This window comes from Corynebacterium guaraldiae (assembly GCF_053480195.1).
Genome location: NZ_JBRBAU010000016.1, coordinates 20,147 through 33,246, shown reverse-complemented (window position 1 = coordinate 33,246; position 13,100 = coordinate 20,147). Strand labels below are relative to the sequence as shown.

Below are 13,100 nucleotides of genomic sequence, written 5' to 3'. Positions count from 1 at the left end.
TCAGGCATGACGATGGGGCACGGCACGAGCCAAACAACTACGCTAACCGCGTGACTACTAGATTCCGCCAACTGCCACCGCCCGGGCCCGCATGGGGCGGCAGCCTCATGGGAACCTCCATCGTCTCCCGGCTGCTCGTTGAGGAGGGCATGCTGACAGGCTCCGCCGTCTTCGCAGCGCTATCCTGCATTATTCTCCTCGTGCTGACGGTTGGCTTTGCGCTATACCGCCAGCCCAACTTCGCGCGAACCTCGATGGCTGAATGGTCCATGTATTTCATCGGCATCCTGGCGCTCGGAGCAGCGCTGTCCGGGTTGACGGATATCGGAACCTTCCGCTTAGTGGGCTTTTGGATTGGCGGCCCGGTTACCGTCATCACGTGGGCTATTCAGCTCACCCGCTTCGACGGTGAACCGCGCTTTACCTGGGGCCTGCCGCTGGTCGGTCCCATGATTTCATCCTCCGTGGCTGGCTTCCTTGCCCTCGACTATGGGCATGCCTACCACGTCATGGGCACCATTCTTTTCATCATGTCGATCTCTACCGCGGTCCCCATCTTTATCCGTGTGTATTGGGCCGCTTGGCACGGCAAGGTTAATCTCGCCGGTGCCAACTCAGCTACCGCCTGGGTTCCGCTGGGCGTGGTGGGCCAATCCACCACCGCGATGCAGATCCTCTACCCCGGTCATGTTTCCGTCTATTACGGGCTGACCGCCATGGTGATCGCCGTCCCCCTCGCGCTCTATGCCATGATCACCTTCTACCCCAACGTGGCTCGCTGGGTGGACTACTCACCGGCGTGGTGGGCGTGCACCTTCCCACCGGGAACGGTCAGCATGGGTGGTCACCAGGTAGCCCTAGTGAATGGCTCGGAGCTTCTCGACGTCATCGCGCTCAGCATTCCGTTGCTCCTCATCGCGCACTGGTCTGCTTGCTCCTGCCGCTTCATTAGCTGGCTCATCGAAGGCCGGCGCGCACAGAGAAGCGGAGCTAGCCCAATCTCGAGCTAGCTCCGCAGTGCACGCTGTCAGGTGTTTAACAGGCTTTAGTTTTCAGCCTTGGTGAACTGGATGGCCTGGCCCTGGCTGCCCAGCGCGAAGGTGTTGCCCTCCACGGGGATAACGACCGGCTTAGCGGTGAGGATGGTGTTGAGCGCATCGGCATCGGCCATCTCTTCAGGGGAGCAAGCACGCATCGTGGAAGTCAGGTTCTCCGCCACGACGGCATCAGTCTGATCAAGCTTGTAGCTGCCGCCACCGGAGTTGCAGCCATCGTTGTAGGTCAGCGTTCCATCCTCATTGAAGGTCACGGAAATCGCCGGGTTCTTCTTGGCGGTGAAAGTGCCGTTGAGAACCTTCTGGGCCTCATCAGCCGGCAGCTTCTCCTGCAGGCCGTCGATGTCTTCATACTTCTCAATCAAGCCAGAACCTTGCGGAGCTTCCGGCTTCGTGGATGAGGAGAAGGAGTCACCGAACAGGCGCGAGCTCAGCTCCTGAATCTGGCTGGACTTCACGGAGTCAGCGGAGGATGGTTCCTGCGCACCGGCAGTACCGGCACCCAGGACGCCGCCCGCGAGGGCGACGAACGCAGTTGCAGTGGTTGCTTTCTTTAATGTGCGTGAAATCATGACCCCGAAGCTATCGAGCACCGCCGGCAACACCAACCCATTTCATGCGTTTCTGATGATACTTTGCGGTAACTCCAACGATTCCCAGCCCACGGACAAACCTCAAAGAAAAGACCTCTGAACTGGGATTTTAGTTGCGCTTAACGTAGCCCATCCGCGGACGGAAGCCCTGCGGGTGTTTCATCTGCGCCACGGCATCCCCGATGATCATGCGGTGGCGCGCGCTGACGGACGTCGGCATCTGCGCCACCGAGAACCACTGCGCGGCAAGGTTCTCTTCGTCGGAGACGACCGGCTCCGCATCATCCGGAACGGAGACACGGATGGAGGTATCCATGTAGATGCACTTATCCCCATTGGGACAGACCACTGGGCCCACCTGACCGACGCCGAGGAGCGCTTCGATACGGCCGTCGAGCCCCACCTCTTCCTTGAGCTCACGTAACGCGGTCGTCGTGACTTCCTCGCCAGGCTCACAAATACCGGAGATGGGAGCCCACGTGCCATTATCGGCTCGCTGGGCCAGCAGCACTGAAGGCAGCTCCCATATCGCAGAACCGGTAGGAACCGCCCGCACGATAACCGCGGTCACGCTGGGAAGGAAGAGCTGCTCGTGACCGATTTTCTCACGCAGGGACACAATAAAATCAGGAGTCGGCATGAGTTTAATCTTAGCGCCTAGACCCGCTCCAGAATCTCCGGCAGGAGTGCCTCGATGTCGGAGGCAGCGGTAAAGGACATCTCCGCCTCAGACCCGTCGGTGCAGCCTTGACTGCTTGCCGCGGCTTCCGTCGTCCCTGACAGAACCCCGACGATCACGCCTTCAAAGGGGCTGCCCGGCGCGCCAAAGACCGGCGCCCCGGAATCACCATGCGTGGAACAGACTCGGGCACTCGCCGAGACGGTGTCCAACGTTCGGTCGCCAAACTGAAGTTTCCCGTGACTTTCTCCATGCGTCAGTGGTCCGCACGTCTCTCCCGTGATGCGCCCCAGCTTGCACACCTCATCCGGAAGCTCCTCCTGCCCCGCAGCGACCACGCTGGTAGGCATGTCCTGCGGGACATAAAACTCCGCCTGCCGCGTGATCTCCACCAAAGCGAAGTCGAGCTGGTGTGTGTCAGGTGAGCTGAGATCGGAATAGATGATGGTGCCGACGGGCTCCGCTGGGTACACGAATTCCCTATCCTCAGCGCCTGCCCACACCGTATCCCCCGGCTCACCGCAATGGGAGGCGGTGACGGCGATGGTACGGGCGTCGTCAAGCACAAAGCTCCACGCCACCGTGCAAAGGTTGAAGTCAAAGGCTTCGCCGGGAACGGGCTGCATAGCAGAAATGTCGAGCGCCGCGCCCGGCGGCACTGGGGAGACATCGGGCGTATGCGTCTGCGGCGGGGCCGGCGTCATAGTGGTGTACTCGGACGTGCTCGAGGCAGCTTCGGGAACGGAGTCAACCCCCATAGGCATTGAGCATCCACCCACTGCCAGCGCAGTCGCGCTGAGCACCACCAGAAGGTAAGGCCTAGTCCTCCTGAGCGGATGCAGCCTCACCCGGGTCCGCCTTGTGATCCTTGTTTTCCTTCTCCATCTCAGCGACCTGCTTCATGTCACGGATGAACTTCTCCGGGTCAAACTCAGTGAAATACTCCGGGCCCGAGAATTGTTCCTGTGCCATTGGCTTAAACCTCCGTGCTCTTGATGTATTGCGTGATGTAATCCTTCACCGCCGCCGCATCGTTGGGCAGATCGGTGACGTGGCGCTCGGCTTCCAGGATTCCGGCGAAACGCTCCGGCACCTCCGGTTCAGTGCCGATGGCTTCCGAGATGGTCTCCGCGAATTTCACCGGAAGCGCGGTTTCTAGGCACACGATGGGAGTGTCAACGCCGTACTCATCCTTGACTGCGCGGGCAACCTTGATGCCGTCGGCAGTGTGCGGATCCACCAGCACGTTGTAGCGCTCGTGGACATCCTTAATGGTGGCGAGGCGGTCCGCGTGGGTGGAGGAACCAGACAGGAAGCCGTATTCGGCGTGGGCGGCGTCGAGCGCCTGCTTGTCGACGTTGAACCCGCCTTCCTTCACCTTCGTTCCAAACAGATCCTTGATTTGTGCGGCATCGCGGCCCAGCAGGTCAAAGGCGAAGCGCTCGAAGTTCGAGGCGCGGGAAATATCCATCGACGGCGAGGACGTCTTGTACGTCTGCTCCGAGGAGCGCGGGCGGTAGCTGCCGGTGCGGAAGAACTCATCGAGCACGTCATTCTCATTGGTTGCGACGATGAGTTTGTCGATGGGCAGACCCATCTGGCGGGCGATGTGGCCGGCGCAGATATCACCGAAGTTGCCGGTGGGTACGCTGAAGGAGACCTTCTCGGTGTTCTCCGCGGTGACCTTAAGGTAGCAATTGATGTAGTAGACCACCTGCGCCATGAGGCGGGCCCAGTTAATGGAGTTGACCGCGCCGATGTGGTTTTCTGCCTTGAAGTTAGCGTCGGCCGATACCGCCTTGACCACATCCTGGCAATCATCAAACACGCCGTCCAGGGCGATATTGCAGATATTCGGGTCATCCAGGCCGAACATCTGGGCTTGCTGGAAGGGCGTCATGCGCCCGGCCGGGGTCAGCATGAAGACGCGGATACCTTTGCGCCCGCGCATGGCGTACTCCGCCGAGGAACCGGTGTCACCCGAGGTAGCGCCCAAGATGTTGAGGGTTTGCCCACGGCGGGCCAGCTCGTATTCGAAGAGCTCGCCCAACATTTGCATGGCCATGTCCTTGAAGGCGGCCGTCGGACCTTCAGAGAGGTGACCGATGTAGAGGCCCTCCCCCAGTTCGCTGACGGGGACGATCTCCTCATCGTCGAACTTCGGATAGGTGTAGGCGCGCTGGGCAATCCCCTCGAGGTCCTCTGCAGGAATATCGTCCACGAAGAGCTTGAGCACCTCCGCGGCCAGGGCCGCGTAGCCGCCCTCAGCCAAGGTCTGGCGCCACTGGGTAAGGGTGGCGTCATCAATGCGGGGGTAAGTTTCCGGCAGGTAGAGGCCGCCATCAGGGGCCAGACCTCCAAGGAGGATATCCGTGAAGGAGGCGGGCTGGCGGTCGGTATCGCGGGTCGAAATGTACTTCACCCCCTGCATCTTAGTTGGTGACGCGTAAAGTATCAGCCATGTCGGTTCCTCATCCACGCAATGTAATTACCACGAAGGCTCTCTCTGTGTGGGTGGCTGCGGTGTTGGTCTATATCGTGGCGATGACCGGCCGCACGTCATTTGGCGTGGCGGGCCTCGAAGCCATCGATCGCTTCGAGGTCGACGCCTCCCGCATTGCCGTGTTCACCGCTGTGCAATTGGGTATCTATTCGCTGGCGCAGATCCCTACCGGGATGCTCATCGATAAGTTCGGGCCGCGGCGCCTGCTCGTCATTGGTTCCGTCATCATGGGCGTGGGTCAGGTACTCCTTGGCTTCACCAGCAATTATTGGGTAGCCATCGCCGCCCGCCTGCTCATCGGCGCGGGCGATGCCACCGCCTTCCTCTCCGTGATGCGTATTCTCCCCTACTGGTTCCCGCTGCACCGCACCCCCATGTTCACTCAGGTCACCTCGTCGCTTGGGCAGCTGGGCCAGTTCTTGTCCGCCCTTCCTTTCGCCATGCTGCTGGGCTGGGGCGGGTGGACCATGGCCTTCGTTAGCTTGGGTGCGGTGGGCATCCTCATCGCCGTTGCGGCCGCGGTGGCGGTGGCTGATTCCCCAGAATCCCTCGGCATCGTGCCCAAGCCGAAGGAAAAACCTAACGCGAAGCCGGAAAGCACAGCAGCGCTGTTATCCACCGTTTTCCGTTCCCCCGTAGCCTGGCAGGCATTCTTTATTCACTGGATCGGCCTGGGGGCCACCAACGTGTTCGTCATGCTATGGGGCGTGCCGCTGATGACTGCAGGCATGGATTTTTCTAAGACTAGCGCCGGCTGGATCCTGACGTGGTTTAGCGTGTGCATGGTGCTCGTCGGCCCACTGCACGGCAAGCTTTCCTCCAGGGCCAGCGGTTTCCGCCCGTGGCTCGCCTTAGGGTTTGTGGCTACCCACTGCGCGGTGTGGGCCTTGTTCTTCCTCTTCGGTGGCAGCTATCTCTCGCTGTTCATCCTCATCAGCCTGGTAGCCCTGTGCACACCGGTGGCAAATTACGGTTTCGACATTGTCCGTGAAAACCTCGACCGCACTGTCGTCGCCACGGCGACGGGCCTGGCCAATATGGGAGGCTTCATCGCCACGGTCATCGGCGCCCAGCTCGTCGGCATGGTTCTCGATCACTTGGGTAATGGGCCTGACTACCCCTTCCATGACTTCCGGCTCGCTGCTTGGGCAGTCTTTGTCGTGTGGTGCATTGGCATCGTGGGTGTTCTCATCACGCACATCCTGCGCGGCCGCGGCGAGGACGGCGGCCCGCACGTCACCATCGTGCAGGTTGGTTAGTTCAGGGCTGGGCTAGTGAAGGGCCGCGGCGCTGAACGCCGCCTCAAGGGGTACCGAATTGGCCACTTCGAAGACCCCGAGCCCACCGCCAATCGGAACGAGGACGGCAATGCTCACCCCCAGGGCGGTTCTGAGCAGCTCGCGTAGTTTTCGTTGTTTCTCCACCTCAACGCACCAACCTTTATCGATTCGTTATCTGTGCGTGTGAGCTTAAGATCCGCGGCTGCCAGGCAGATCCCCGTTGACTGCGTATCACCTGCCAGTCCCTGTGTGTTCGCGCCGACACCCCAGCCGGGCTAGTTCATCGGGCTATTCGGCCGGGGTCGATTCCACGAGAATCGGGCCATCCACCGGGGCGACGACCCCGGCGTCAAAGGCGGCGAGCACACCCTTCGCATCATCTTTCGTAATTGCACCCGCCTCCACGGCCTTCTTGAGATCAGTCTCGAGGATCTGGCGGGAGCGGTACCTGTCCGATGCCACCGACAAGAGGCCGCGAGGAACCGATTCCGACGGGATCCCCAGTGCCTCTGCCAGCGAAACAATGCGGTCATTTTCAGCAGGGTCGAGCTGAACATCAACCGACTGATCCTGTGGGACGCCACCGTTGACCACCTGCTCCACGGTCAGTGCGCCCTCCGGCACCTGGTGCCGCTCTGTGGCCCACCAGCCTGCGCCGACGGCGGTGATGACAGCGATCACAACGAGGACCCACACGGCGATAAACTGCTTGGACTTCACGGCCACAACCTTAGACTTTTCTCACACCGCCGGCTTAATCCGCGCCAGGGCCAAAGGTCCCAAAAGAGGTACCGCGCGGGGGATGCGGCGAATCCAGGCGCTCGGACAGCGCATCAATGATGGACCGGATAGTTGACTCTGCGACGGAGCGATCAAGGCTGCTGCGGCGTGGGGTCTCTGGCTTCGGCTCAGGAGGGACAACGCGGGGCTTGTCGACGTCCAACCGCATCACCGTCCCCTCCACGCTCAGCGCGGCGGCGGGATCGCACCCGGCGGCTCGGGCGGCGGACAAGAATGCATCGAGATCAGCCAGCGTGGCAGCATTGAGATCGAGAGAAAGATTAAGGCTCATGGTGTTCTCCTTTTTAGGCTCCTTAAAGGGGCGCGGGACACTATCTGTTCACTTCCGCCTAAGGCTAACGGCTTATCACCTGATTGAACAGGGGCGTGCGTTAAGTTCAGGGATAGATCCGGGTTCACTCAGGGTGCGGGTCAGGGAGGATACACACCTGCCCACGCTGTGCTCTACTAATCGTGCTCGAATGACTCAGTCTCACCCCAAAACACCTCGTCGACTACCTTCCGGGCGTGCCGGGTGACTTTGAGGTAGTGCTCTAGGAATTGTTGGTTGCGCTCGGGCGCCCAGCCGGCCGCACCAGCCACCTGCGCCAGTTGAGGGCCCGGTGCCGGAAGCTGGTCCACACGCTTGCCACGCACCAATACCAGGGCGTTGCGGGCATCGGTGGCCAACAACCAGGCCTCTCGCAGCTCCTGCACTTGTTGGACTGGAATGACCTCGCTCTCCTCGAGGGCGTCGAGAACGCGCAGCGTGGAGGGATCATGGAGCGCCGGCACGTCGTGAGCATGCATCATCTGCAGCAGCTGGACGGTCCATTCGATATCGGTCAACCCGCCGCGCCCCAGCTTGGTATGGGTATTGCGGTCAGCGCCGCGCGGCAAACGCTCGTTATCAACGCGCGCTTTCATTCTGCGGATATCGCGGATGGTCTTCTCGCTCACGCCCTGCGGTGGATAGCGGAAGGCATCCACCATGGTGAGGAAACGTTGCCCGACGTCTTTGTCCCCCGCCACGAAAGCCGCGCGGAGTAGTGCCTGCATCTCCCAGGGTTCGCCCCACTGCGAGTAATAACGCTCATAGGACTCGATCGAGCGCACAACTGCTCCCGACCGACCCTCTGGTCGCAAGCCCAAATCAACGTCCAAGGGCGGATCCCCGGAAGGCTTTGCCAGACGGCGGCGCAGTTTCTCGATAATGCCAATTGCCCACGGCAGGGCTTCCTCTTCGGCATTGTCTTCGGTTGGCTCGGCCACCACGATGACATCGGCGTCCGAGCCAAAGCCCAGCTCCATGCCGCCGAGCCGCCCCATTCCAATCACGGCGATGCGGGCTGGTGGTTCGGCGTCATCGTTCTCCAGCCTCCAGGCCCTGACTTCGGCGCGCAGCGCGGCTTCCAGCACTGCATTCCAGATGGTGGACAGCTCAAAGCACACCTGCTGGACCGGCAAAAATCCCAGCAGATCCGCGGCAGCGATCCGCGCCAGCTCCGCGCGGCGAAGGGCTCGGGCTACCGACACGGCCTTGTCAGGGTCCGCGTGACGCTTAGTCGAATTAATCAATGCGGAGGAAACTTGCGCCGGTTTGGTTTCCAATAGTTTGGGCCCTGCTGCACCATCGGAGAGCTGCTTGACGACGTCCGGCGCGCGGATAATAAGCTCCGATGTAAATGGCGAGGTGCCCAATATCTTCATGAGGCGCTGGCCGACGACGCCTTCGTCACGAAGCATGCGCAGGAACCACGTTCGGTCGTAGGCCGCTTCCGACAGCTTGCGATAATTCAGCAGGCCCATGTCTGGATCGGCCGTGTTTGAGAGCCACTCCATCAACGTCGGCAGCAGGATGGCCTGGATACGGGCCTTGCGCGACTGCCCAGCCGCCAGGGAGGTGAGGTGCTCGAAGGCGCGATCCGGGTGGCGATAGCCAAGTGCTGCCAGCTGCAAAAGCGCTGCTTCTCGCGACAATTTGAGCTCATCCGCAGACATCGACGCCACGGAATTCAACAGCGGGCGGTAGAACAAGCGCGAGTGCAGCTCAGAGATGAGCAGGCGAATCTTCCGCAGGTGGGCGTTCATCCGATCCGCTGCTGATTGATGCCCCTGTGGGTGAAATCCTGAATTGATGGCCAGCCACGTCAGCGCCGTGAGGTCATCTTTTTCCGGCAATGTGTGCGTACGGCGGAAGCGCTCCAACTGGAGGCGATGCTCGAGCAAGCGGAGAAACTCATAGGCCTCGATGAGTTGGGTGCCGTCCTCGCGTCCGACATACCCGGCGCGCACGAGCGCTGCGAGGGCATCGACCGTCGCCAGCGTGCGCAGCGATTCATCTGAGCGGCCATGAACCAATTGCAATAGTTGGACGGCGAATTCCACGTCCCGCAAACCGCCCTCGCCGAGTTTGAGTTCGCGAAGGCGCATATCCTCCGGGACGTTGTCCAGCACTCGACGGCGCATAGCCTGGACGTCTTCCACGAAGGATTCCCTCTGCGATGCAGTCCACACCATGGGCCCAATCTGGTCGAGATAGTCCGTGCCCAAGGGCAGGTAGCCGGTCTGCGGCCGCGCCTTTAGTTGGGCTTGAAACTCCCACGTTTCCGCCCACCGCTTGTAGTAGGCCACGTGCGAATCCACTGTTCGGACTAGTGCACCAGACTTGCCTTCTGGGCGCAGGTTGGCGTCGACCTCAAAGAAGCACGCCGAGCCGATTCGATTGAATTCTGACGCGAGACGGGTGATCCGTGGCGTTGCCTCCGAGCCCACGAAGATCACGTCCACGTCGGAGATGTAGTTCAACTCGCCCGCACCGCACTTGCCCAACGCGATGACTGCCAGCTGTGCATCGAGTGGCTGATCCTCGTAGACCACTCGGACAGCACCGGCGAGCGCTGCCGTCAAGGAGGCGTCAGCGAGGGCCGTCGTCAGCCGCGTGACTTCACGGAAGCCCACCCGCGGCTGCGGCCGTGACTGTCCCTTGCGCGAATGGAAAGTCCCTGCGAGGTCATGAGCGGCGATGCGCATCATGAGCGTTCGGTAAGCCACCTTGAGCGATGCTTTGTGGTCGCCAGGAGCCGCCCGGTATGTGCCGGGAGAGGTCAGATCGGGGCTCGCGGTATCAGGACGAGTGGGCGGCTCGGCGTACGTTGCCGGTTCCGCGCCTACCTCTTCCAACAAGGTGTGCAGCATTTCCGTGGGAGTCGGCAGCGGGCGCTGTAGCTCGCGCCAGGTCTCTGGGTGGGCGGCAAGGTGATCACCAAACGCCGAGGAGCCGCCCAACAGGGCCATCAACCGTACCCGGAAGGTTTCGTCTTCACGCATCGCCGGGCCAATCTCAGGCGCTGACTCGATGATCCTCATTAACGTATTGAGGGCCATATCGGGATCACCGGCTGCGGCTAGGGTCCACAGCAGCTCAAGGGACTCAGGATTATCCCACCCAAGGCGGGACAAGTCCTCCGCAGCAGTTGGCCGGGTAAGGCCAAGAGTTGCCGGGGACGGTACAGATGCTGGACGCATGCTTCTCCTAGAAATTCAGGTTGTTGCGCAACTCGAATGCGGTGATCTGCTGCTGATACTCGTGCCACTCATCCCACTTGGCGCGCAGGAAGTACTCAAAGACGTGCTCTCCTAGGACTTCCGCCATAAACTCAGAGCGCTCGAATTCACGGAGCGCCTGGTCCAAGCTGCTTGGCAGATCCTTGTACCCCATCGCGCGGCGCTCACGACGGGTCAGCTGATGGACGTCATCCTCGGCGGGATCACCAAGCTCATAACCTTCCCTGATTCCACGCAGGCCAGCGGCAAGCAACACCGCGTAGCCCAGGTAGGGGTTCATCGCTGAATCTAGTGAACGGATTTCAACGCGACGCGACATTTCTTTGGAAAGACGATAGGTAGGAACTCGAACCAAAGCCGAACGGTTGGAGATTCCCCACGTCACTGATCCCGGGGCTTCGCTGCCAAACATCAAGCGCTTGTAGGAGTTGGTCCACTGGTTGGTGATTGCGGTCATTTCCACAGCGTGTTCAAGGATGCCGGCGATAAACTGCCGCCCCGTACTGGAAAGTGAAATCTCATCGTCGGGGTCGTGGAAAGCGTTGGAATCTCCCTCGAAAAGGCTCAAGTGCGTGTGCATGCCCGAGCCAGAGCGATGCTCAAATGGCTTCGGCATGAATGTGGCGTGCACTCCTTGCTGGGAGGCAACCTCTTTAATGAGGTAGCGGAAAGTCATGATGTTGTCCGCCATGGACAGCACGTCGGCATGACGTAGGTCGATTTCCTGCTGCCCAGGTGAGGTTTCATGATGGCTGAATTCCGTGGCAATGCCCATGGATTCCAGCGCGTACATCGACCGGCGCCGGAAACTCGGGGCGTTATCGTGCGTGGCTTGGTCGAAGTAGCCTCCGTTATCGGTGGCAATCAGGGTATTGATATCGCGGGCGTCTTCCAGAAGATAAAACTCAATCTCAGGAGAAGCCTTGCACGTAAACCCTTCATTGGCAGCCTCAGTAACCTGACGGCGCAGAATGTGGCGCGGGTCCACCAAGGAAGGTTGCCCATCGGGCTGGGTAATATCGCAGAACATGCGTGCCGAAAGAAGCTCTGGTTCTTCCTTGTCAAAGGGCATGATTTGGAAGGTTGAAGGGTCCGGCATTGCGATAGTGTCGGCCTCTGAGATGCGGGAGAACCCTTCCACCGAGGAACCATCGAAGCCAACACCTTCCTCAAAGGCAGATTCCAACTCTGAGGGGCTCATTACCACCGATTTCAGCGCCCCCAAGATGTCAGTAAACCAAAGGCGAATGAAGCGGATATCGCGTTCTTCAACTGTACGAAGGACGAATTCGTGTTGGCTGTTCATGTTCTAAACCCTACCGCCGCGGGCCCAAGTAACGGCGGGAGTTGCAGCTTTTGCCCCCGCCCTTCCAACTATTGTCCCAGTTGGCAAGAGTATCTCGGGGGCAAATTTTTTCGACTCTTAGACCAGATATCAGTCTCACGTGCTTGAATGGCCTCACAACCGAACAGATGTACACATACAAACGGAACAGGAACAGCTATGAACAACCACCACGGAACCTTAAGCGCACGAGGACTCGAGCTCATTTGCCAAGCTGCCAGTCAAGGATGGTCACCTAAGGACTTACTCCACGTCCTAGGCAGCTTTTGCCACCCTCTTATTTATCGTGCCGCTGCCCATATTCCCGCGCAGATTAGTTCTACTGTGCTGCGCAAGGAATGGTTAAGCGTCTCCCCGCCTAACTCGATGACTATGTCGACCGATGACCTCATACGGCTCATTGACGCTACTTCCGCTCTGCCCCCGCTGCGTGACGTTGACGTGCTCGCAGCAGAGAAAACTAGTTCTCGGGCAAACCAAGACAGCAAAGAGAATCGGATCCGCAACAAGATCACCCAACTTCTGCGAAAGGCAGAATCCACTCCTTATGAAGAGGAAGCCAGTGCACTCATTGCCAAAGCACAGAGCCTTCAACAACGGCACCGTCTCGATGAGGCACTCGCCGAATCCCCGGACACGGTGATGTCCACACGCATCCGTATCAGCGCGCCCTATATCAACCACAAGACCACGCTTCTTAGCGTCATCGCGGATCGAAATGGATGCACCGTCCTCAAGCTTCACCCCATGGGAATCATCACCGTCTTTGGCGCCGAGGCGGACATTGATCATGTCAGCGACCTGTTCGCTTCCCTCCTGCGGCAGTGCGAATGGCACATGACTCATGGGGAGGCTGCCGACAACGCGCGATTACTCGGCAATGTGGCGTCGTTTCGCCGAAGCTTCATTTTGGCCTACGCCACCCGCATTGGGGAGCTTTTGGAGGAAGCGAACGCCTCATTGGCGCCTCACGACGAGAAACAGGCAGACTCGGCTGCGGGCAGCAACGCCAAAAGGAAAAACGACGTAGCCCTCGCTCAGCGATCTTTATCAGCGGTGGAAGTACGCAGACATAAGGCAGAAGCTTTAGCTGATCACCTCTTCCCTGATTCGCGAACCATCTCCTTAGCAATGAGGAACCATGCAGGGATGTCCGCAGGTGCAACTGCCGCGGAGAATTCCCACTTGGGTGGTGATTCCTCGGGCTTGGGTGGGCGCCGCCAACTCACCGGTTAAGGACCAGCAAGGGTTGGCACATTTGCACTATTAGCCAGGTAACCTAGAAGGCAGTGCAGAGG

13 protein-coding genes are annotated in these 13,100 nt (G+C 60.1%); 4 read left to right on the top strand and 9 right to left on the bottom strand.

The genetic code is table 11. The annotated features are described in order from the left end of the window. Positions 1 to 50: 50 nt before the first annotated feature. Complete coding sequence (locus ACUY3D_RS11305) at positions 51 to 1,010, top strand: TDT family transporter (protein ID WP_448241127.1); 960 nt, start codon at positions 51 to 53, stop codon at positions 1,008 to 1,010. A 35-nt stretch (positions 1,011 to 1,045) separates the two neighbouring features. Here the strand turns inward: ACUY3D_RS11305 and ACUY3D_RS11300 are convergent, their stop codons facing one another. The 5 genes from ACUY3D_RS11300 to thrC all read right to left on the bottom strand — a co-directional run bounded on the left by ACUY3D_RS11300 (position 1,046) and on the right by thrC (position 4,749). Further along, the gene (locus ACUY3D_RS11300) at positions 1,046 to 1,627 is read right to left on the bottom strand and encodes an META domain-containing protein (protein ID WP_448241126.1); all 582 of its coding nucleotides are present in this window, start codon (positions 1,625 to 1,627) and stop codon (positions 1,046 to 1,048) included. Positions 1,628 to 1,757: 130 nt separating this feature from the next. Next, positions 1,758 to 2,288 carry an NUDIX hydrolase gene (locus tag ACUY3D_RS11295; RefSeq protein ID WP_070623311.1) on the bottom strand — a complete coding sequence of 177 codons (531 nt, stop codon included), beginning with the start codon at positions 2,286 to 2,288 and terminating at the stop codon, positions 1,758 to 1,760. 17 nt (positions 2,289 to 2,305) lie between these two features. Next, complete coding sequence (locus ACUY3D_RS11290) at positions 2,306 to 3,085, bottom strand: trypsin-like serine protease (RefSeq protein ID WP_257964697.1); 780 nt, start codon at positions 3,083 to 3,085, stop codon at positions 2,306 to 2,308. Between the two features lie 61 nt (positions 3,086 to 3,146). Then, the gene (locus ACUY3D_RS11285; protein WP_167595809.1) at positions 3,147 to 3,299 is read right to left on the bottom strand and encodes a hypothetical protein; all 153 of its coding nucleotides are present in this window, start codon (positions 3,297 to 3,299) and stop codon (positions 3,147 to 3,149) included. Between the two features lie 4 nt (positions 3,300 to 3,303). Next, a complete protein-coding gene (gene thrC, locus ACUY3D_RS11280; protein WP_448241125.1) occupies positions 3,304 to 4,749 on the bottom strand; it encodes a threonine synthase in 1,446 nt (481 codons plus the stop codon). Between the two features lie 38 nt (positions 4,750 to 4,787). On the opposite strand from thrC, the gene ACUY3D_RS11275 reads away from it, so the two are divergent. Together ACUY3D_RS11275 and ACUY3D_RS11270 are read left to right on the top strand one after the other, a co-directional pair. Then, positions 4,788 to 6,089, top strand: coding sequence for an MFS transporter (locus tag ACUY3D_RS11275; RefSeq protein WP_070519750.1), 1,302 nt, complete (start codon positions 4,788 to 4,790; stop codon positions 6,087 to 6,089). 15 nt (positions 6,090 to 6,104) lie between these two features. Then, positions 6,105 to 6,236 carry a hypothetical protein gene (locus ACUY3D_RS11270; RefSeq protein ID WP_255362876.1) on the top strand — a complete coding sequence of 44 codons (132 nt, stop codon included), beginning with the start codon at positions 6,105 to 6,107 and terminating at the stop codon, positions 6,234 to 6,236. 162 nt (positions 6,237 to 6,398) lie between these two features. Here ACUY3D_RS11270 and ACUY3D_RS11265 read toward each other — a convergent pair whose 3' ends face one another. The 4 genes from ACUY3D_RS11265 to ACUY3D_RS11250 form a co-directional block, all read right to left on the bottom strand. Beyond that, positions 6,399 to 6,830: a hypothetical protein gene (locus ACUY3D_RS11265; RefSeq protein ID WP_227485674.1), complete on the bottom strand. Its 432-nt coding sequence runs from the start codon at positions 6,828 to 6,830 to the stop codon at positions 6,399 to 6,401. Between the two features lie 34 nt (positions 6,831 to 6,864). After that, a complete protein-coding gene (locus tag ACUY3D_RS11260; RefSeq protein ID WP_070519746.1) occupies positions 6,865 to 7,182 on the bottom strand; it encodes a Cgl2226 family protein in 318 nt (105 codons plus the stop codon). A 176-nt stretch (positions 7,183 to 7,358) separates the two neighbouring features. Next, on the bottom strand, positions 7,359 to 10,418 hold the full coding sequence (locus ACUY3D_RS11255) for a bifunctional [glutamine synthetase] adenylyltransferase/[glutamine synthetase]-adenylyl-L-tyrosine phosphorylase (protein ID WP_144268612.1): 3,060 nt from the start codon (positions 10,416 to 10,418) through the stop codon (positions 7,359 to 7,361). 7 nt (positions 10,419 to 10,425) lie between these two features. Continuing rightward, complete coding sequence (locus ACUY3D_RS11250) at positions 10,426 to 11,763, bottom strand: glutamine synthetase family protein (RefSeq protein WP_070519741.1); 1,338 nt, start codon at positions 11,761 to 11,763, stop codon at positions 10,426 to 10,428. Between the two features lie 405 nt (positions 11,764 to 12,168). Here ACUY3D_RS11250 and ACUY3D_RS11245 point away from each other — a divergent pair, with 405 nt between their 5' ends. Then, positions 12,169 to 13,038 carry a DUF2786 domain-containing protein gene (locus ACUY3D_RS11245; protein WP_230307987.1) on the top strand — a complete coding sequence of 290 codons (870 nt, stop codon included), beginning with the start codon at positions 12,169 to 12,171 and terminating at the stop codon, positions 13,036 to 13,038. Positions 13,039 to 13,100: the final 62 nt, after the last annotated feature.

Bases quoted from the DNA above. Each gene is read 5' to 3' on its own strand.
- ACUY3D_RS11300 (WP_448241126.1), bottom strand. From the start codon at position 1,627: ATGATTTCACGCACATTAAAGAAAGCAACCACTGCAACTGCGTTCGTC.
- ACUY3D_RS11295 (WP_070623311.1), bottom strand. From the start codon at position 2,288: ATGCCGACTCCTGATTTTATTGTGTCCCTGCGTGAGAAAATCGGTCAC.
- ACUY3D_RS11290 (WP_257964697.1), bottom strand. From the start codon at position 3,085: ATGGGGGTTGACTCCGTTCCCGAAGCTGCCTCGAGCACGTCCGAGTAC.
- ACUY3D_RS11285 (WP_167595809.1), bottom strand. From the start codon at position 3,299: ATGGCACAGGAACAATTCTCGGGCCCGGAGTATTTCACTGAGTTTGAC.
- ACUY3D_RS11275 (WP_070519750.1), top strand. From the start codon at position 4,788: ATGTCGGTTCCTCATCCACGCAATGTAATTACCACGAAGGCTCTCTCT.
- ACUY3D_RS11260 (WP_070519746.1), bottom strand. From the start codon at position 7,182: ATGAGCCTTAATCTTTCTCTCGATCTCAATGCTGCCACGCTGGCTGAT.
- ACUY3D_RS11255 (WP_144268612.1), bottom strand. From the start codon at position 10,418: ATGCGTCCAGCATCTGTACCGTCCCCGGCAACTCTTGGCCTTACCCGG.
- ACUY3D_RS11250 (WP_070519741.1), bottom strand. From the start codon at position 11,763: ATGAACAGCCAACACGAATTCGTCCTTCGTACAGTTGAAGAACGCGAT.
- ACUY3D_RS11245 (WP_230307987.1), top strand. From the start codon at position 12,169: ATGACTATGTCGACCGATGACCTCATACGGCTCATTGACGCTACTTCC.